This window comes from Daejeonella sp., assembly GCF_036405355.1.
Classification (GTDB): domain Bacteria; phylum Bacteroidota; class Bacteroidia; order Sphingobacteriales; family Sphingobacteriaceae; genus Daejeonella.
Window position 1 is genome coordinate 24,005 of the sequence record NZ_DASWXT010000091.1, and the last position, 22,025, is coordinate 46,029.

The 22,025-nt window shown below is 38.1% G+C and carries 14 protein-coding genes; 12 read left to right on the forward strand and 2 right to left on the reverse strand.

Features of this window, described 5'->3' with window-relative positions:
- The first annotated feature begins 128 nt into the window (after window positions 1–128).
- Together VGE44_RS11280 and VGE44_RS11285 are read left to right on the forward strand one after the other, a co-directional pair.
- Complete coding sequence (locus tag VGE44_RS11280) at window positions 129–806, forward strand: ABC transporter ATP-binding protein (RefSeq protein WP_331079039.1); 678 nt, start codon at window positions 129–131, stop codon at window positions 804–806.
- Between the two features lie 9 nt (window positions 807–815).
- The gene (locus tag VGE44_RS11285; RefSeq protein ID WP_331079041.1) at window positions 816–2,153 is read left to right on the forward strand and encodes a TolC family protein; all 1,338 of its coding nucleotides are present in this window, start codon (window positions 816–818) and stop codon (window positions 2,151–2,153) included.
- A gap of 79 nt (window positions 2,154–2,232) precedes the next feature.
- On the opposite strand, the gene VGE44_RS11290 is transcribed toward VGE44_RS11285, so the two are convergent.
- Window positions 2,233–3,012, reverse strand: a complete 780-nt coding sequence (locus VGE44_RS11290) for an HAD-IIA family hydrolase (protein ID WP_331079043.1) — start codon at window positions 3,010–3,012, stop codon at window positions 2,233–2,235.
- A gap of 591 nt (window positions 3,013–3,603) precedes the next feature.
- Window positions 3,604–4,299: a FadR/GntR family transcriptional regulator gene (locus VGE44_RS11295; RefSeq protein ID WP_331079045.1), complete on the reverse strand. Its 696-nt coding sequence runs from the start codon at window positions 4,297–4,299 to the stop codon at window positions 3,604–3,606.
- A gap of 250 nt (window positions 4,300–4,549) precedes the next feature.
- Between VGE44_RS11295 and VGE44_RS11300 the strand changes: the two genes are divergently transcribed.
- From VGE44_RS11300 to VGE44_RS11345, 10 genes are all read left to right on the forward strand, one after another.
- Entirely contained in the window at window positions 4,550–5,716 is a 1,167-nt protein-coding gene (locus VGE44_RS11300) for a hypothetical protein (RefSeq protein WP_331079047.1), read from the forward strand.
- Between the two features lie 35 nt (window positions 5,717–5,751).
- A complete protein-coding gene (locus VGE44_RS11305; RefSeq protein WP_331079049.1) occupies window positions 5,752–7,680 on the forward strand; it encodes an FAD-dependent oxidoreductase in 1,929 nt (642 codons plus the stop codon).
- Between the two features lie 148 nt (window positions 7,681–7,828).
- A complete protein-coding gene (locus VGE44_RS11310) occupies window positions 7,829–9,079 on the forward strand; it encodes an MFS transporter (protein WP_331079051.1) in 1,251 nt (416 codons plus the stop codon).
- On the forward strand, window positions 9,076–9,624 hold the full coding sequence (locus VGE44_RS11315; protein ID WP_331079053.1) for a TlpA disulfide reductase family protein: 549 nt from the start codon (window positions 9,076–9,078) through the stop codon (window positions 9,622–9,624). Before VGE44_RS11310 ends, VGE44_RS11315 begins: the two co-directional genes overlap by 4 nt.
- Window positions 9,625–9,891: 267 nt before the next feature.
- Window positions 9,892–10,476 carry a gluconate 2-dehydrogenase subunit 3 family protein gene (locus tag VGE44_RS11320; protein WP_331079055.1) on the forward strand — a complete coding sequence of 195 codons (585 nt, stop codon included), beginning with the start codon at window positions 9,892–9,894 and terminating at the stop codon, window positions 10,474–10,476.
- Window positions 10,477–10,512: 36 nt separating this feature from the next.
- Window positions 10,513–12,213 (forward strand): GMC family oxidoreductase, encoded by a 1,701-nt coding sequence (locus tag VGE44_RS11325; protein WP_331079057.1) that lies wholly within the window; start codon window positions 10,513–10,515, stop codon window positions 12,211–12,213.
- 120 nt (window positions 12,214–12,333) lie between these two features.
- Window positions 12,334–13,128: a sialate O-acetylesterase gene (locus VGE44_RS11330; RefSeq protein WP_331079059.1), complete on the forward strand. Its 795-nt coding sequence runs from the start codon at window positions 12,334–12,336 to the stop codon at window positions 13,126–13,128.
- Window positions 13,129–13,339: 211 nt separating this feature from the next.
- Window positions 13,340–16,402, forward strand: coding sequence for a DUF7133 domain-containing protein (locus VGE44_RS11335; protein WP_331079061.1), 3,063 nt, complete (start codon window positions 13,340–13,342; stop codon window positions 16,400–16,402).
- A gap of 91 nt (window positions 16,403–16,493) precedes the next feature.
- Window positions 16,494–18,020 (forward strand): hypothetical protein, encoded by a 1,527-nt coding sequence (locus VGE44_RS11340; protein ID WP_331079063.1) that lies wholly within the window; start codon window positions 16,494–16,496, stop codon window positions 18,018–18,020.
- 496 nt (window positions 18,021–18,516) lie between these two features.
- Window positions 18,517–21,582: a VCBS repeat-containing protein gene (locus VGE44_RS11345; protein WP_331079065.1), complete on the forward strand. Its 3,066-nt coding sequence runs from the start codon at window positions 18,517–18,519 to the stop codon at window positions 21,580–21,582.
- The last annotated feature ends 443 nt before the right edge of the window (window positions 21,583–22,025 follow it).

Below are 22,025 nucleotides of genomic sequence, written 5' to 3' on the forward strand. Positions count from 1 at the left end.
TTGAATATTTACATATATAACTCGCGAATATGAACTCAAGCCCACAACTCATGTCTCAAAGCAAATAAACTATATTATTAACTAAAAAGTAGCTCAAAGCTCACAGCCCAAAGCTCACAGCAAAAACAATGATCAAACTACAACACCTTTTCAAATGGTACAACACCGGTGGTAATCGTACTTTTATATTAAGAGACATTAACCTTGATATAAAGGAGGGAGAATTTATCTCTATAATGGGTCCATCCGGATCCGGTAAATCATCCTTGCTTCATATTCTGGGAATGCTGGACGAACCGGATGAAGGTACCTATACATTTCTGGACCATTCCGTATTTACACTGAAGGAAAAGCAGCGCTCTGCATTATACAAACAATACATCGGATTTGTATTTCAGGCCTACCATCTTATCGATGAGTTAACTGTTTACGAGAACATTGAGACCCCGCTGATATACCAGGATATCAAAAGCTCAGAGCGTAAGGCTATTGTTGCTGATATGCTCGACCGCTTTGGAATCGTAGGTAAAAAAGATCTTTTCCCTTCGCAACTTTCGGGCGGACAGCAGCAGCTCGTAGGTGTTGCAAGAGCCATTGCTGTAAATCCAAAATTAATCCTGGCGGATGAGCCAACCGGGAACCTCAACACAAAACAGGGTGAAGAGATTATGGACTTGTTCAAAAAGTTAAATGAAGAAGATGGAGTGACTATAATCCAGGTAACACATTCTGAAAAAAATGCAGCGTACGGATCACGTATTGTGCATTTGTTAGATGGTAGAATTGATGAGATTGTAAATGCTTAAGACCTGATGATGAAAACAATATTCTCAATTATTTCCCTTGTCGTACTTTCCTGCTCACTTTATGCCCAGGATACCCTTATTACAAAACTGAATCTTGAACAGAGTATAGCCATTGCACTTAAAAATAATATTGATGTGCAAAGAAGTTCAATTCAAACTGAAAACGCCAAAGTAGGATTACAGCAATCTCGTGCTAATCTGCTCCCGAATTTGAATAGTGGGGTAACTCATGGGATTAATCTTGGAAGAAGTATCGATCCTTTTACAAACGCTTTTAGTAATGAGCAGGTAACGTATGCTCAGCCTTATCTGAATAGCAGCCTGACTTTGTTTAACGGAATGTCTTTGCAAAACCTGATCAAACAGAATTCTTTTCTGTATCAGGCTTCGAAGCAGGAAGAGCAGCAGGCCAAAGACAATCTTTCCTTAAATGTTACTCTTGCATATCTGCAGGTACTTACTGCTAAAGATCTTTATACGATCTCATTATCTCAGCAGGAAGTAACAGCAAAGCAGCTTGAGCGACTTGAAATTATGCATCAAAATGGTTCCATAGCACCGGCTGAATATTATGATGTTAAGGGTCAGTATTCAGGAGATAAACTTTCTGCAGTGAATGCGGCAAATTCTCTTGAGAATGCAAAAGTTGCCTTGGCTGCATTACTGAATATTTCTTATCATAAAGAGTTGGAACTGGAACCTTTAACTGCAGATCAGTTTGCATTGGTTTATGAGGGTGGGGCAGAACAAGTTTATCAGTCGGCACTAACTAATTATGCCGGAATTAAAGCTGCAGACCTCCGCCTGAAAAGTGCTGAATACGGGGTTCGTGCGAGCAGAGCAGGCTTCTTCCCAAGAATATCATTTGATGCAGGTGTTGGAAGTAATTTCTCAAATGCAGCCCGTGATGCACAGGGATTACCTATTGGCTATTTCAGACAGTATAATAATAATATCAATCAGGGTTATAGTGTTGGAATCAATATTCCACTATTTAATGCATTCAGAACAAGGAATAATGTTGCAATCGCAAAACTAGCCCAGCGGGAGAATTATCTTCTTTCAGAAAGTGTACGCGTTCAACTGCAGCAGCTTACGAGTCAGGCTTACCTGAATATGGAAGCATCCAGAGAACGTTACCAGAATTTGCTGGAACAAAAGGAAGCTTTCGCTGAATCATTCAGAACTATGGAGATCCGTTTTAATGCGGGAGCTATTAATTCTGTAGATTATCTGGTTTCGAAAAATAATTATGACCGTGCGAATCAGAATCTGGCAACCAACCGCTATGACTTTATTTTGAGAAAGAAAATTCTCGATTTTTATAAGGGCAAATCACTTTTATGATTCCCTATTTATGATCCCCTGATTTTGGCATAAAAACGCAATCTCAAACCTAAGGCCTAATACCTAAAACCTAATACCCTCACCCTTCCCACCATCTCAAAGGCAGTTCAATCTTATCAATTGAGCTGCTTATTAAATCAGGTTTGAAAGCGTAGTTGCTTAGATCTTCCTTTTGGGCGATACCTGAGAGTACCAGGATGGTTTTGTATCCCATTTGAACGCCGCCCTGTATATCGGTTTCCATAGTATCACCTATTACAGTTGTGCCACCGGTTTCGAGGCCTAAATATTTTCGTGCTGAACGCATCATCACCGGACTTGGTTTTCCGGTAACGAAAGCTTTCCGGCCGGTTGCTTCTTCAATCATCGCGGTAGTAGCTGCGATACCCAGATTGTTCCATCCCGGTTTTTTAGGTGAGGGATCCCGGTTAGTTGTAATAAATTTTGCCCCGGCCAGGATCATATCTACGGCACGCTGCACCATTTCCAGTGTAAAATTCCGGCCTTCACCCAATACTACAAATTCGGGATCGGTGTTTACCAGCGTGATTCCATTTTCGTGCAGACTGGTTAATAATCCTCCTTCACCCAATACATAGGCGGTTCCATGGGAACCCTGATCACCAAGGAATTTACCGGTCGCCATTGCACTTGTATACACATGATCGACAGTTACGTCAATTCCGAGATTCTTCAGCTTACGCACAACCTCAAGCCTGGTGCGCTGGCTGTTATTGGTCATAAATGTAAACGGGATATCTTTCTTTATTAAATTATTTATAAATCTGTCGGCCCCCTCTATTAATAATTCACCGCTGTAAATTACGCCGTCCATATCTATTAAAAGCCCTTGTTTCATAAGAATTGATTTTGACTCAAATTTGCATAAAGTATTTCTATAATGGGGAGAAAAATGTGAAGAATGGGGATGAAATTATTGGGGTGGTAAATCTGAAGCGTATCGGGAGAAAGTGTTTGAGTACTTACTAATTAGTTAGCCCTTTATAGTGTTTATACTAGTAACATTGTTCAGCCTATTATTTCACAATTATAGGTGTAGCTAAATAAATTAAGAGCTTGTGAACTTATCTCATATATTTTTAGTTATAAAATTATATGTAATACATATTAATGTTATATTTGAAATGTTAGATAAGTAATTGGCAGAATGGTACCTGCCGGAAGATTAGTTGATTGCCATTCTCATTACCTGGCTGCTCTTGCAGCTTGGTAATGAGATAATGGCCTTAGGACTGTATAGATTGGATTGAATGCGTGTTTAGTATAGCTAATTCTAATTGAAGGGGCTTATCGGTAATAGTTTAAAGAATAATCGGTTAGCAATGCTCGGTCCCATCTTTGAATTTCGGCAATTTATTTGATCATTTCTGTTTATTAGATTTTGCAATGATTCTAAATCAATCAGCAATGGCTAAGGATGATAAAGAAATCAAACCTTTTCAAAGTAATTGAGCAAATGTCTTTTCATTTTGCTTCTGAATTCTTCGGGAGTGCCGTTTTTTAATACATTCAGCAATACCCTGTGTGATACATATTCGGTGTCGGGAAGTTGACTTTTGACATGTAATTCATTGTTCATATAATCAAAAACAGGCATTAGCAATTTTTGGAATCTTTGAATGGTTTTGTTCTCCGAAATTTCATAGAGCATAGAGTGAAACTCAATATCATATTTTACCAATTCAGGCTTTTTGTCTGTTTTTTCTTCTTTCTCAACTATTTGTTCGAGTTTCTTCAAATTGGCATTTGTTTTTCTTAGGAATAGTATATCTGCTAAACCAATCTCAATAACCAAGCGCATTTCAAATATTTCCTTCATAGTGGCTCCATCTAATAGTTGTGGATCCATTACTCGATGCATATTGTTTAAGATGTCTGGGCGAGTTATTATCATTCCTCTATTTTTTCTAGATTCAATAATACCTAGTAATCTAAATCGGGAAAGGGCTTCTCGTATCGCAGTTCTGCTCACTCCCATTGCTTCCGCTAGCTCCATTTCTTTAGGGATTGGATCGCCTATTTGAAAATTTTCGCTACGAAAATATGCTTCAAGACTCATTTCGACTTTGTCTACCTGTGTAAGGTATTTAATTGGTGTAAGAGTAGTTAGATTTAATTGTTTCATAAAAGAGTACTGATTTGGTACAAATGTATGACATTATTATGAATCTTAACAGAGGTTTTAGTGCTGAATTGTTAAATCCTGGGTTGCTCAGACATTATCTATGCATTTTTTAACTTTTTAGACATTATAATTCGAACTATAATAAACAATACTGGAAAGTAGATAAATATGAAATACATTTGCATATGTCATACATAATAATTTAATTTGTTAAACATTACTGGAATTTATGGGCATAAATAATGACCAATTGAATTCATTCGAATTTAATAAAGAAAGCTTTAAGATTACATCAATAATATTTAGGGTGTCAGTATTGTTAGTATTCTTTCTTTTATGTGGGAGCTGTGTGCTTCATAAGAAGAAAGTATCTTTTAGATCTGAGAAAGCATTTACGGTCTATTTAAAAGATTCTATTCCAATGTCGGTTGACCTGATGTTTGATGATTCAAACAAACCTTTAAAGTACTACGCACACATATTTGCGCCAGTTTGTGAAGAAAAAATATGTTATCCTTTAGTTGTAGATGTTTCATGGGATTTGCTTGGAAACTTTGATGAATATAGTCTTCCTATCGACAGTCCGTTGACAAAATTCGATCATGAAGTTTTTAACAAAGAGGATGTAGACAAAATGCATAAAATCTTATCTGATAAATCCTCTGTCCTGAAATTTTATTCATCTCAAGATTTAGTAGATTCAAGTGAAACTAAAAAGTCCTCAGTAGTGGACGCCATAACTGGAGCCACCAACAAAACTCTACAGAGTTCAATTGTATCTGGGGCGGTCCACAGCTCATATTTATTATGGCATATTGTTAACGGTGCTGCTGCAGATAGTATACTACAACATACTGAATCACTATTGAATGATTCGATGTTGACTCAAATGTTGGAATCTAATAATTATCACTATCAGTATTATGCACTGGGAAAGATACCAAAAGATAGAATTTCAGATTTTCTACCTGCTGTAATTCGATTAGTAGGGACTGGGAAAGAGTACGTACCTTATTTTGCAATTGAAAAAATTCCGGAAGAGGCTTGGATGTCTTCTGAAACTCAGCAATCAATATTGAATCTGCTAAATCAAGTAGATTTCAAAATTCAGAATCAAGTTATTAATAAGCTAAAGGACAAGCGTTTGACTGAGGCGGCATTGGATAAATTAATTTCAAATTTTGGAATTTTGAAGCCTAGCCAAATCATTAAATCATTAGATACTATTATTACAAATCAGGACATTCTGGATTACAATTTGTTGCTGAAACTAGCTTGTCTCTTAGGTAACCCCAACGCTGAATTAACAGAGAAGGTTTATGACCTGCTTAAAAGTCAGTCGAAAAATTTCCCCGACCTAGAAAAAATAACAGAAAAGTATAAAAAAGGAACCTCAAGTACTCAAGAAGAAAAATAAAATATTTAATAGATGAATTTAATAAACATTAAGCAATGAAAAGAAGCACAAGTAACAAGAGAAGAGATTTTATAAAGACTCTTGGGATAGGATCAGGCGTATTCCTGATGGATCCTGTAAATGCTGTTAGCAAGAACAAACAGGAAAACCATAATAATATGGTTGATCTGAAAGTTTTCAGGAAGATAATTTACAAAACTGACGTGCTAATTGCAGGGGGGGGGATGTCAGGAATATGTGCAGCGATAGCTGCAGCGCGGAATGGATGCGAAGTGATTTTGGTTCAGAATAGATCGAGGTTAGGAGGGAATGCGAGCAGCGAAATTCGCATGCACATTTCTGGAGCAAGCGCGTTAAATCAAGTTTGGAGAGAGACGGGAATTCTTGAAGAACTAGTATTGACTGAATCCGTAGAAAATCCACAACGATCATATGAAATATGGGATGCAGTATTGTTTGATAAGTTAGTTTCAGAGAAGAACATTACCTTATTGTTAGATACTACGGTCTTGGATGTAGAGGTGACTGACAATAAAGTTACTATGGTTCGAACAATTTGTTCGCCAACCGAGGAGATTTATGAGATAAGTGCAAAATTTTATGCCGATTGTACAGGTGATGGGACCTTAGGGGCACTATCTGGGGCAGAATTTATGCAGGGAAGAGAAGCAAAATCCACCTGGGGAGAATCGTTGGCAGTAGATAAGGCAGATTTGAGAAGCATGGGCAATAGCCTATTATTTATGTCTCAAAAGCATGCTAAAAAAATGCCTTATAATCCTCCCCAATGGGCGAGAAAATATACTAATAAAGATTTTGTACATCGTAAAATTTATTCCTTAGAGTATGGTTATTGGTGGTTAGAGTTGGGTGGTATGGAAGATACAGTCAAAGACGGCCAAAAGAACCGAAAGGATCTCTTGAGTGCACTTTTTGGGGTTTGGGATTATATAAAGAATTCTGGGAACTACCCAGAAGCTGATAATTGGGCATTGTCATGGGTAGGAATGATTCCAGGAAAGCGTGAAAGCCGGAGGCTTACTGGAGACTATATCATGCATCAAAAGGATATCCAATCGCCGAGCTTATTTCCGGATAGAGTCGCATATGGCGGCTGGCCACTAGATGATCACCCCCCTGGTGGAATGGATACTATGGGAATTGTTCCATTTGTGTCTATTGCCCTTAAAGGTCCGTACTCAATACCTTTTAGATCACTTTACAGCAAGAACATTGGAAACTTGTTAATGGCTGGAAGGAATATAAGTGTTTCACATGTGGCCTTGTCATCAACAAGGGTTATGGCAACTTGTGCTGCCTTAGGACAAGCAATAGGTACTGGTATGGCTTATTGTAATACAAATGGCATACTTCCAAAAGAGGTGGGAAATCAACATATTCATTTTACCAAATTGCAGCAAATGTTGCTTAGGCAGGACCAACCTATGTTGGGGGTAATAAATGAAGATGAAAATGATTTAGCAAGGAAGGCTGAGATAAAAGCTTCTTCTGAGACATCTGATGGCACTGCAATCAATGTGATCGACGGTTATAATCGGGATGTTAAGGATGGAAATTCACATCAGTGGCGTGCTGATATGAAACTTGGCGAGCCTTGGCTCGAATTGAAATGGAATATGAGAGTCAAAATAAATCAAATACAACTAGTTTTTGACACGGGCTTACATCGATTTTTACGCATTTCGCCGGAAGATAATGTCTATAGTGATCAAATCAGGGGCCCACAACCTGAGACCATTTCCGACTATACAATTGATGCGAAAATTGGTACCGTTTCAAAAAGAATTGTAGCTGTAAAAAATAACTACCTGCGGCGTGTGGTAAATACTTTTGAACCTTTAGAAGTTGATTCAATACGTATTACCGTTCAAAAAACTAATGGTGATCCTCAAGCGAAACTTTTTGAAGTCCGCTGCTATTTTGAACCAACTGAAAAAAGCTAATTGAGTTACAGCTATTGGATAGCCCACCTCAAAACTGATTGGAAAGAAATCTGGATTTTATACATTCAGATTTGGGGCTGGAAACAATATTTAATAAAAAGTATATAAGACAAACATGCACAGACGAAACAGAATAAATACTAAGTTAATGAATGATAATGCAGATCATACTTCCGATAATAAACAAACTAGGGTATTGAGTGCGGCGGTTTTAGTGGCTGCGTTAGGCTATTTCGTAGATATCTATGATCTCTTACTTTTTAGCATAATCAGGGTTCCAAGTTTACAGTCGATGGGTTTAGAAGGAAATGATCTCACAGAAAGTGGGATATTTTTGTTGAATGTTCAGATGGTCGGTCTTCTTCTCGGAGGGATTGCCTGGGGGATTTTGGGGGATAAAAAAGGTCGACTGTCGGTTTTATTTGGATCTATCTTTATTTATTCCTTGGCTAATATTGCAAACGCTTTTGTCAGTACCGTAGAGGGATATGCATTATGGAGGTTTATTGCAGGTTTCGGTCTGGCAGGTGAGTTAGGCGCTGGAATTACCCTTGTAGCTGAAATTGTCCCAAAAGCTAAACGTGGCTATGCAACTACCATTGTTGCCTCTGTAGGAGTAAGTGGGGCAATTGCTGCATATTTTGTAGCACAGTTATTTGACTGGAGAACGTCATTTTTAATCGGCGGAGTCTTGGGAATGTCGTTATTGTTACTGAGAGTTGGAGTAGCTGAGTCAGGGATGTTTGGAAAAGTAAAAAAGGCATCTTCCCAACGTGGTAATTTTTTCTTTCTGTTTTCCAAAAAGCAACGATTGTATAAATATATTCGATGTATTGTTATAGGAGTGCCGCTTTGGTATGTCGTTGGGATATTGATAACGCTTTCACCAGAGTTTGGCCTGGCACTGGGTGTTTCAGCCGTGGTAAATGCTGGTGTCGCTGTAGCATGTTGCTATGCTGGACTTGTTTTAGGGGATATAGCAAGTGGGTTACTCAGCCAATATCTTAAAAGCAGAATAAAGACTGTCTACGTGTTTCTGTTTTTGACGACTGTAACAATTACTGTTTTTCTTACAGGATCGGAAATGAATTTACTAAGCTTTTATTTGGTATGTATGTTACTAGGATTCTCAGTGGGATATTGGGTCATTTTTATGACTATCGCTACTGAACAATTTGGTACAAATGTTAGAGCGACTGTAACTACGACCGCGCCTAATTTTGTAAGAGGTTCCGTTGTACCTCTTTCCCTACTTTTTCAATACTTTAATAAATTATTCGGTGAATCATTTATCCAGGCTGGGTTTTTAGTAGCTTTTTTAAGCCTTGGCTGTGCGTTCTGGGCACTCAATGGCATGCAGGAAACTTTCTCAAAAGATTTAGATTATATTGAAGAATGATGTTACTAAAAGAATCTTTTCCACTAAGAACTGGAAGAGGAATATATTATTCAATCATTTTGGGCTTGTTATTGTGTAACATACCAAGACCATTACTTGCCCAAAATTCTATTAAAATGGGAGACTTGGTACCTGAGCTAACTTTGCATAATGTTGTTAATTACAAAAACACAACTTTAAAATTGTCTGATTTTCAAGGGAAGATTGTGTTATTGGATTTTTGGGCAACCTGGTGCGGCAGTTGTATAAAAGCAATGCCGAAGCTCGATAGCCTTCAAAAGGAATTTGCTGATCATCTTCAGATAATATCTGTTACATATCAAAAAAAGGCGGAAATTGATAAATTTAAAAAATTGAATTCGACTGTACAGAATTTTAAACTGCCTATGGTGACTGGGGATGAAAAGCTGATAAAACTTTTCCCCCACAGGGCTCTTCCTCATCTAGTATGGATAAGCCAGGAGGGCAAGTTCATCTCCACAAGTAGTGGTTATACTATCGCAGATTCAACTTTTCAGAATCTTTTGAAAGTTGCCGACAAATAGTCAATTGATAAGAAAGCAAAAGTAAAGTTCACTGGAGTTTGCCTTGGGTTAAAACCTTTGTAAACAGCATCGCCCAACGAAACTGTCATGTCTTAACAGCATGATCTCATATGGCAACTCAAAATTTACCGTGCTAACGGGCATCCTTAAGATATTAGTAAAAATAGTTTTTTAAGTTAAGAGACTTGTAATATACATACGTAATGATTAAGTTTATTAATAAATCATACATATTAATATATTTAACTAAAGTTTAATATAGCTGAAATGAATAGACGAGAAGTGGTAACTAGGTTTGCGTTTTTATTTGGTGGAGCATTTGTTTTTTCCGGTACAAGCATATTGGCCAATGAACCAAGTGGCATGTCTGATGGAGAAACGAAAAAATTTAATAAAATGCAGCAGGATATTATCGATGCAATAGCAGATACGATCATACCCACAACATCGACACCAGGGGCATCTGCTGCAGGAGTAGGACCGTTCATCATTATGATGATTGAGGATTGTTACCCTGCAGGTGTGCATAAGACTTTTGCTGAGGGAATTGAACGAGTGAATGGTTTGTCATTGGTTAATTTTGGTAAAGCATTTAATGAAACAGGCCATTCCGATCGTGAGAGTATACTTATTAAGCTTGGTGATGAAGTTCGAACCTCCCAAATTAAAAATACAACTGCCACAAAACCGGATTTGCTGTCTCAGTTTTTACGATTAGTTAGAGAACTTACCTTTTTAGGCTATTTCACTTCAGAGATTGGTTCAACTCAAGCTTTAAATTATGTAGCGACGCCAGGTACCTATGACGGTTGCGTTCCATTTAAAAAGGGCCAAAAGGCATGGGTCATATAATTCTAATAAAGGTATTGACGATTAATTCGAAGACTAATGATGCTAAATATTGATGCGAAGAAACAAAACACTTACGATGCAATCGTAGTTGGTTCGGGAATTAGTGGTGGTTGGGCGGCAAAAGAACTCACTGAAAAAGGTTTAAAAGTGCTTTTGCTAGAGCGGGGCAGAAACATAGAACATGTCAAGGATTACGACACGGCAATGTTACATCCATGGGAGTTCAAACATCGTGGGAGATTGACGCAAGAGCAAATTCGTAATCACCCTGTTCAGACACGCAGCGGATTTTATAATGGATACAGCGAGAAGTTTTGGGTTAACGATTTAGACTGTCCTTATACTGAGGAAAAGCGCTTTGATTGGTATCGTGGCTTTCAAGTGGGGGGGAGATCGCTGACCTGGGGCCGTGGATGTCTACGGCTGAGCGAGATGGATTTTGAAGCCAATTCCAAAGATGGAATGGGTATAGATTGGCCTATTAGGTATAAAGATATTGCGCCCTGGTATGATTATGTTGAACGATTTGTAGGAGTCAGCGGTCAGAATGAAGGTCTTTTGCAGTTACCTGATGGACAGTTTCTGCCACCTATGGAAATGAACTGTGTTGAAAAAGAAGTAAAAAAAAGGATAGAAAGACATTACAAGGGTTTGCGAATGATGACAGTTTATAGAGAAGCGAATCTCACTATCCCACATTTGAATAGAGGGAAGTGTTTGAATCGGAATCTGTGTAGTCGAGGCTGTCCATATGGTGCTTATTTTAGTACACAGTCTTCAACTCTTCCAGCGGCACTGGCTACTGGTAACCTCACGCTTCGTCCGTTTTCAATCGTTAATTCATTGATTTATGATAAGGAAAAGCGCAGAGCTAAAGGTGTTGTAGTGATTGATGCAGAAACAAATGAAACTATGGAGTTTTATTCCAAAATTATTTTCTTAAATGGATCCACTTTAGGTACAACGTTTCTTCTCCTTAATTCTGTTTCGGAGACATTTCCAGATGGTTTTGGTAATTCCAGTGGTCAACTTGGTCACAATCTTATGGATCACCATTTTAGGGTAGGTGCTTCTGGCACTATGGAAGGTTTTGAGGATAAGTATTATTACGGCCGGCGACCAGGTGGTATCTACATCCCACGTTTCAGAAATTTCGATGGGGATAAAAGAGACTATCTACGCGGTTTCCATTACGGTGGCAGTGCCAGTCGCACTGGTTGGCAACGTGCCATAGCAGAGATGAATATTGGAGCAGATTTCAAGGAAGAAATGACAACTCCTGGACCGTGGACGATGGGACTTAGTGGATTTGGGGAATGCTTGCCGTACTATGAAAATCAGGTAAAGTTAGATAAGTCTAAAAAGGATAAATGGGGGCAACCGGTACTTTCAATCAACTGCGAATACAAAACAAATGAGGGAAAAATGAGGGTTGATATGATGAATGATGCCGTGGAGATTTTAGAAGCTGCGGGATTAAAAGATGTTAAGGGGTTCGACAATGGCTGTACGCCAGGGATGGCAATCCATGAGATGGGGACTGCCAGGATGGGTCTTGATCCAAAGTCTTCGGTATTGAACAGGTGGAATCAGATGCATGATGTAAAAAACGTTTTCGTAACTGACGGTTCATGTATGACTTCTTCTGCTTGCCAGAATCCGTCCCTAACATATATGGCTTTTACTGCGAGAGCCTGTGCTCATGCGGTAAGTGAATTAAAAAAGATGAATTTGTAAATTGTTCTTTAACATGAATATATGTGTTGCTAGATTCTTGGGTCATAATATTATTGTTCGATAAAATGACTCGTTTAGGCTTCCTTATAGTAATTATACCTTTTTCTAAATAAAGAAACAATGAATATTCGGCCTAAATTAATAATCTTCCTGCTATGTATTTCTTTAGTTATTGTTTTTACATCATTTGTAAAACGCAAAATCATCGAGGACGACATCGATCCAAATTTTCATGTCTATTTGTTGATCGGACAATCCAATATGGCTGGAAGAGGCTTAATTGATAAGACTAAGAGTAGGGTCGACAATCGAATCGAAATGCTTGATGAAAATAATAATTGGATCCCAGCCAAAGATCCTATACATTTCGATCGTCCGTCAATTGTAGGAGTTGGTCCAGGATTAAGTTTTGCAAAATCAATATTAAAGAACAACCATAAGATTCGAATTGGGCTGGTTCCTGCTGCTCTTGGGGGATCTCCTATAAGTGCGTGGACAGACGGATTAGCTTACACAGGAGTATTTCCATATGAGGATGCTATTAAGCGTACGAGACTCGCTATGAGAAGGGGTGTTATCAAAGGAATTATCTGGCATCAAGGTGAATCAGATTGTAATGATAAGGCAGCTATGACTTACCTAACGAAGTTGGTTGAACTTGTAAAAAAGTTAAGGATTGATATCGGCGACCCAAATTTGCCTTTCGTTGCCGGTGAAATTGGTTATTTTTTTAAGGATAATAACCTTATAAATAAGGAGCTCAGTACCCTTTCTATTTCTGTAACCAATGCTGCAGTTGTAAGCGCAAGAGGACTTCAACATAAAGGTGATTCTACTCATTTCGATACTAAGTCTGCTGTAATCCTAGGGAAGCGCTATGCTATTGCTATGAATGGTTTACAGACCCAACGTTAGCAGAGTTTGATATTGAAATAGTTTGTTTCATCAATATTTAGTTGCTTTTAAAACCCTGTGTTTTCGAATCCGTTAAAAGGGCTCGGAAACCTGGCTGAGTATTCATTATCATTTGTGAGACTTTTTTTACTTTTTTCTTGCAGATTAAATTTATTGTCGTAAATATGTAATACTTATTTATTTATATAATGCCTGGCATTCTTGTTACGTTATGAAAATATATATACGATATCTGATAATCCTATTTTTATTCAATGGAATACTGGCATGTAATACAAACGTTGAACATGATAAGCGAACTATAAAAGACCTGGCAGCTAATAAAGATGTGGAAAGCTATATGGATGCTTTTAAGGGACTTGGGGCGCTCACGGATTCTACACAACCTACGTTGCCATCGAAGGCATTAGAGCATTTCCAGTACTCAAAAGACCTTGCCCTCGACCTTGTATTATCTGAACCAGCTATCATGCAACCTGTGGAGCTAAGTTTTGACCACCAGGGGAGGCTTTGGGTGGTACAGTATAATCAATATCCTTATCCTAAAGGGCTCAAAGTTGAAAGCATTGATAATTTCTTACGTGTTAAATTTGATAAAACTCCAGCTCCTCCTCCTAAAGGAATTAAAGGAGCCGACAAAATTACTGTTTTTGAAGACACTGATGGTGATGGAAGATTTGAGAAATCTACCGATGTTATAACTGGCCTAAACATGGTAACCAGTGTAACTTTAGGGAGAGGAAACATATGGGTGTTAAATCCACCTTACTTATTAGCTTATGCTGATCCTGATGGCGACGGGTTTCCTGACGGGGATCCTGTTGTACATTTAAGGGGCTTTGGGTTAGAAGACACTCATGCGGTTGCTAATAGTTTGCAATGGGGACCTGATGGTTGGCTTTATGGGGGGCAGGGCAGTACTTCCACTGCTAACATTAGTTCTGCCGTTTCAAAAAATATTAGTTTTCAAGGCCAGGCAATCTGGAGATACAATACTGAGACAAAGGTATTCGAGGTATTTTCAGAAGGTGGTGGTAATACATTCAATGTTGAATTTGATGGGAAGGGTCATCTTTTTTCCGGCAATAATGGCTCTGATCGCGGACCTAATTTTAAGCAGGGAGCTTATTATCCCAAAAGTTTAGGAAAGCATGGACCTTATACAAATAAGTATGCCTTTGGAAATTTATCTAATATGGAGTTGCAGGGTGATACAAGGCGCTTTACACATTCTTTAATTAGATATGAAGGAGGCTCATTTCCAAGTCGTTACAATGGAAAATTTATAGCGCTCAATCCTCTTCTTAACTATGTGCAGATTACAAGGCTGGAATCAAAAGGCTCTACGTTCAGAAATGTTGATGAAGACCGGATTCTTGAAACCGACGATCATTGGTTTCGGCCTGTAGACTTAAAATCCGGCCCTGATGGCTCCGTTTATATTGCCGATTGGTATGATAGCCGTCTCTCCCACGTCGATCCGCGTGACACATGGCATAAAAGTTCAGGTCGTATATATCGACTTCGTAACAAAAATCGGCCAGTTAGTTTTAAGAAGTTTGATTTAAGTAAATATTCATCTGAGCAATTGGTAGAATTATTGAAAAGCAATAATAAATGGTTTCGCCAGCAAGCATTGATACAATTTGGAAACAGCAAGGATAGGTCTATTATACCAAAATTGGTTGGTTTACTTGAATCAAAGGATAATCCTAGCTCACTGGAAGCTCTTTGGGCAATTAATATCATCAACAGGTTGGATGACCGCACCACAACTTTGGCCTTGCAACATAAGAATTCCTATGTTAGACTATGGGGTGTAAGGTTGTTAGGAGATACAAAAAGGGTGTCATCAACCATTTCAAGTCAACTTGGAAAACTAGCATCTTTCGAGACCGATCCTGAAGTGAGGAGCCAATTAGCATCCACAGCTAAAAGACTGCCTGGACTAGATGCAATTCAAATCCTTAGAGGACTACTAAAGAATCATGATGATTCTAAAGATCCCGACATACCATTGCTGATTTGGTGGGCAATAGAATCTAAATCAGAAACTGATCGAGATCTAATTGTAGACATGTTTGAAGATAAGAGTATATGGCAGAAGAATGTTGTTAAAACTGTTATTTTGAAAAGACTAATGCAACGATATATTATGGCTGGAGGTGACGAGAACTATAACTCTGCTGCTCGATTGATTAAACTCTCACCTTCAAAGGATCTTTCTAAAGTACTTATCAGCGGATTAAACGAAGGACTTAGGGGACGGGATATTCTCGAACTATCGCCCGAATTGATGCGAGCTATTCAACCCTTTCAGTCGAGCTTTTTTGGTGGCCCATTAGCTCTCGGTATTCAGAAAAAGGATGTAAAAGCAGTTAATCAGGCACTAAATATCATTGTTGACGATAATTCGAGTATTGACCATCGCCGCACGTACATTAAATTAATGGGTCAGACAGATTTACCGCAATCCGTGCCAGCTTTATTGAAAGTGGTTGAAAGTAGCAAATCATCTGCAGCCTTAAAAGAAACAGCTCTGCAATCATTAGAGCGATATAACATGAATGAGATAGGTGTTCGTGTAGCTTCAATTTACCCACAGATGAGAGGTGATTTAGGGGTAAGAGAGGCAGCTATGGATTTATTTGCAAGTCGTCGCAATTGGGCTAGAGAATTGCTTAGCTCAATTGAGAATACGAAAAAAATAAGTAAAAACGATGTGACTGAGCAAGTTGCAAGGAGATTGAAGCTTCTTAACGACCCGATGATTACAAAATCTGTTGAGAGAATCTGGCCCAATTTGAAGTTGGTAGCATCTTCTGAGAAAAATACTATGATAGCAAAATATATTAAAATAATAAGATCAGGTGAGGGAGATAGCAAAAGAGGGCGTGTTCTTTTTTTAAGGTCTTGTGGCGGTTGCCATCGACTGTTTAAGGAAGGTGGGGATATTGGCCCTGATCTTACTGGATATGAGAGACGCAATATCAATTCTATGCTACTGAATATAATTGACCCCAATGCAGATATTCGGGAAGGGTATGTGATTCACCGTGTTACAACAACAGATGGACGATCATTGGAGGGTAAAATATTGGCTCGAAACGGAGATTCTTTTACTCTACAATCCCTTAATGGGAAGGAGATTACACTTTCTAGCAAACAGATTAAAGAAATGAAAGCACAACAAATATCGACTATGCCAGAACGTATTTTGGATTCACTCACTGAACAAGAAGTGAAGGATATTTTTTCATATATCATGAAGTAAAATTAAACTGAATAAGTACCAATCCCAGGGTGCTCAGTATTAGTCCTTGGGCAATAATAATTCAATAATTTCAACAGAAACCATATCGCATATGATTATTTTCAATTTTAGCGTAAAACACGTTATTTCTTGCAGAGGAGGCTTTTTTTACTTCTTTTTTATTATTGTTTTGACCTTAATTTCAAGTAATTCTGATGCCAAAATTAAAGCCGGAGTTGCTAAAATTGAAATCACAGACCGTACTGCTGGTTTAGTTAATGATCCTTTATATGTAAAGGCACTAGTATTAGATGATGGCCTGACCAGAATGGTCATCATTACGCTTGACGTAGTTGCTCTAGAGGAAATTGGGCCAGTTAAGGCAGGCTATATTTCAAAAGTTCGTTTGCAGATACAGAAGGAACTGAATATTCCGGTTTCAAATATTCTTATCAATTCTAGTCATTGCCATGGGGTTGTGAGAGACGATGTTGATGAACTAACTGTCCTTGCAGTTAAAGAGGCGTCTAAAAACTTGGTCTCTGTTAAGGTTGGATCAGGTGTAGGGTTTGAGAATCGAATTATGGAAAACCGAAGGTTTAAAATGAAAGATGGTACTCAAACAGACGCCCGTCGCGCATATTCACTACCCCCTGATAAAGATATTGCCGAAATTGGACCGATTGACCCGGAAATAGGGATTCTTCGTATAGACAAGCAAAATGGTGAAAATCTTGCTGTCCTTTACAACTTCGCCGTTCACCCAATTGAGGGAGTACCTAATGGGGGAAATACTGCGGATATAATTGGTTTTGCTTCTAAGGTAATTGAAGATAATTTGAAGGGTACTGCGCTCTTTTTGCAGGGTTGCGCAGGGGACATTAATCCGATCAATTACAAAAGCGTAGATATTCCGGCTGATGCAGAACCTTTAGGAAACATGCTTGGTTTAAGCGTTCTGAAAGCGCTGGCAAAAATAAAGGTGATAGAGGGTGGCAAATTGAACATTATAAGTCGTTCAATGGAACTTCCTAGAGCAGACTTCGCTAAACGAATTGTAGCCCTAGAGAGCGAACAAACAAAGTTACTTCGTTCCTTGAAGGGGACTAACGTTAATTTAAAATCGTTTATATCATTGAACGCGAAATACAATTACTCTAATGATTATCCTTCATTTTACGGGCAGAGATACTTACATGATAAATTATTGGGGAGAAATGACATGATGAGGTTAGATTCCATTAATAAAAGAGATATTTTCAACTATCAATCTAATATTTATATAATGGAACGATTGACACGAGTTCAGACTAATTTATCGCTGGTGCGAATGCATCAAGAAAAATCTGGTGACGCTAAATCTATTAATGTAGAAATGCTAGGTGTGAAAATTGGAGATATGAGCCTCATTACTTTTCCAGGTGAATTGACTGTGCAAATTGGTCTCAATATTAAAAGTAAAGCTCCTAATGAGTTTACTTTTGTGGCAGGATATACCAATGGCTATATTTATTACGCGCCTACTGCCAAGCAGCTGTTGAATACCGGAGAAGCCCAAGAGGATTGCGATACCAACCTGGCACCTGAATGGCAGAAAATATTTGAAAGCGAAGCAGCCAAAATCTTGGATAGCTTGTAGAATACAAGCGCCCATTCCCAGGGATTGTTCACCAGATTGAAGCAAATCTGTTTGGAAAAAACTCTCATGGAGATGACTAACAAATAAATAAAAACAAAGTTTTATTTATTCTTAAAAAAGCTTGCAATTGTAAGTTAATGTATTTACATTCAGTATTAATAAATCATACATATTAATTATATTCTTTGAAAAATATAATAGGCTTTCACTAAATTTCAACAGCGATCTTAAAATAAAAGATAATTTGAAAGCTTTTGGTCGCTTATTGTATTCCAATTCGCGTACTAACGCTGTTGATGGCAGCAGCATTTTTTCGCTTGCTCAGGTACTTATCCTTAAATAATAGTTATTATTCGCAAGTGCCCCAACCATGATCTAAAGTAGTTCACTGCCATGGGTCGAGAATAGACTGAAGTGATATTTAATACAGAGGCACCTCGTTAAACCCCGACTATTAAAGAGTAATATAATTGTACAAGAATTTAATAAAAACATAATGAAGAAACTAAAAAACAGGAAGATTGCGTGGATTTTTATTTGCATAATTTTAATGGGATTCAATAATCCATCGATACCTAAACATGGCGGAAGCAGAATTGCTGTTTTGGGTAGTGCTAAAAGCCCAAGATCTGAAAAATTGGAGTTGAGAAGCCCGGCATATAGGGGGGATCAAAATGATTCAGCAAGCAATCGTCAACCTCAAGTTGATCCTAAAACGCTTTTTTTTCATCATACTTTTGTTGATTTTTCTAAGGGGAAATTTTCCGATTCGGGTGGCAATTTATATGTATCTCGAAATGGTAATATCCAGTTTATAAATGTTTTTGACCTCAATTCGGACGGATATCCGGAAGTCGTAGTAAATAATGATCATAATCACTATGATACACCTGATGTACTTGTTTATAAAAATCTTAAACCATATGGTCTGCGTTCTATAACACCTCCTATCCCACTTGATGCACCGGCCTTTCAAAATTTTAATTGGATTTTGGAAAGCTCGTCTTCTGTAATCAGATTGCCAACAGGAGGGGGAGGAAGATCTATTCTTGAAGACCTCAATGGAGATGGGTACAAAGACCTCATCATTACAAACTTCATACACGGGTGGACTTTGTCAAATTTCCCCTCATATATCTATTGGGGGGCAGTGGACGGTCTAAACCCGGCACGCCGGTCCCTATTGCCTGCCGATAGAGGCAGGGCCATCGCGGTTGCAGATTTGTCGGGAGATGGTTTAATGGATATAATAGTTGCAAATCCGGGAAGGGAGGATGTTTCTGTAGAGGCGGCAAACTTACCTCATGATAGACTAACAACATTAGCTGGCGAGCGCGAACAATCCTCCTATATTTTTAATCAAACGGAAGCAGGATTTAGCAACGATAGTGTTCAAGTGATACCAACGTTATTTGCAGTTGATGTAAAGGTAGCTGACATTGCTGCAAATGGAGAGAAATCATTGATTTTCCTCGAGACGGGTATGCCAGGAGCCATACGAATTATTCGATTAAAAAACGGGAAATTAGGTACTCCAGAATTACTTCCTGTATTAGCACCAAAGCCTTTGCTTCAGGGGAAGTTTTATAATCGTTCAATTCTCGTGAAGGACCTTAATCAAGATGGTTATCCCGATATCTTCGTTCCATCCCAGGGTGCCCATTCGGAAATTTTCTGGAACGATAACGGAGAATTCTCGTTAAATAATCGTACGGTTCTGGACACTGAAAATGCTACTGCTGCAGATGCGGGGGATTTGAATAAGGATGGGTTTACCGACCTCGTCATCGCAAACTATTTTTCTGAAGATGTTAATGGGAATGTTAAGTTCCAAACTGAATCATTTATTTGGTGGGGTAGCAAAGAGGGATTCGATAAAAAAAACAAAACAGGTTTGCCTACCATAGGAGCTACATCTGTCCGTCTCGAGGATATAAATAATTCAGGAGATTTGGATATTTTATTTGCTCAACATCGTAATCAGACAACCTTCGATGTTCCAAGTTATATATACATGAATTCATCAAATGGATTTTATCCTGAAAATCGTTCTGAACTTCAAGGATTTGGGGCAATTGACATTCTAGCTGCTGATAATGGAACTAATAATAAGGACGTTATTTTGATTAATACAATAAGCGGAACAGTTACAAATCGACCTCCCTTGTATATTTTTAAAGGTAGTGCAAGTAGAATTTATAATCCAGCAAGTGTTATTCGAATGCCACCGTCTGCACCTGAAACCAACATAGCCTTCGCAGACATGGAAGACAAAGGTAAAACGGATTTGATTTACCTGCAGGAACGAGCGAATAAACTAGTTATCCGCTATAATGTTTATGACGAAGTAAACGCTCATAACCTAGTCGAAATTGAGCTTCCTTTTAATGCAAATACAGTCAATGTCGCAGATTATAACAAAGATGGAATTTTGGATGTTCTAGCAACTCCACTAAATGGAGATCAAGCTGCTCTGCTATTTGGTCGCGGCAATCGAAAATATGTCGTCAAGTTATTCAATTTCAACTACCCAGCATATTCTTGTTTCATAGCTGATGTGAATAACGATGGAATCCTTGATGCGGTTACATCTGGAGATAAAATTATTGCAATTTTGTATGGAAGTATTGATCGAGGCAATTTTTATTTCCAAGAACCGGTAATAATTGATACACATGTTTTTACTCCCAGGGTTACAATCGCTGACTTCGATAATGATGGATGGGTAGATATTTGGTGTCAGAACTACCATAATTCTGACACCAAATCAAACGATATTGATTCCTGGATACTAATAAACAATAATGGATTATTTTCCTTGGATAATAAACGTTCATTTAAAACTTTTGGGGCGCAAGGCGGGTCCATCGCTCAATTGAATGACGATAAGCTGGAGTTAATCATCGCAAATTATCATGCGGAACTATCTCGTCGTGTGGGAACTTTTATTTTATCTGCTAATAAAGACGGATTCCTTGATGAATCTACTAAATTTCGTTTCCCTTCGTCATCATCCAGTGCAAATTATGTTTTAGATTTTGATGGGAATGGGTATCAAGATATACTAGTTTTCAACCATTCGGGGACAAATATGTATAACGGAGGATTAGTTCCTACAGGGGGAATGCATGGTATTGGCTCGGAGCTATTTTGGGGTGAAAAAGATGGTTTTAACTTGAACAATAAAACCTGGATTCCGAGCTTCGGGCCTCATGCTAGAATAATGGCCGACCCCGGTAGTATATCTAGACGACATCCATTTGAAGTCTACACTTCGACACTCCTAACCAACAATACAAAAAGCGAAACTTTCAAACTGACAATCACCGGACAGTTCAATCGAAAACAATATTGTTCTGCTGAAATTATCATGTGGGACAGGAACTCAACCGATGAGATTTTCAAAGTAAGTTTGAATCAAATATTGCAAAGCGAGACTGAAATCACTTATATGGTCACAATTCCTAAAGGAAGAGAATTTCAATATAGACTTATGCTGAATAGTTCTTTTTCGGGCGCTGGCCCAATTGTCTCTTCTGTCAAGATGGATGAAATGCATTAACGAAAGTTACTGCATATAAATACATTCTGGTTAAACTGACGGCACAATTCGCTGCCATCAACTTAGGGTGGGTAAATAGTTGTTCGAATTCAATCGTTATGAATAAAAAAGTGGCTATTAGTGGCTATCAAATAAATAAAAACGAAGTTTTATTTTTTTTTTTAAAAAAGCTTGCAATTGTAATTTAATGTATCTACTTTCGATATTAATAAATCATACATATTAATTTTACTCTCTAAGAAATATCCATTAACTAATTCGTTTACAAGTGTTTTAATAATTAATCATTATGAAAAAAAAATCTACAAATCAATCCTCGGCAACCATTTTTTTGTGTTGTATCGAAAGGCTACTTCTTAGGAAGAGGAAGGTCTTTTCATTTATTTTACTCCAATTAGTTACTATCAGCGCATTTTCCCAAACGATAGTTACAGGTACTATTA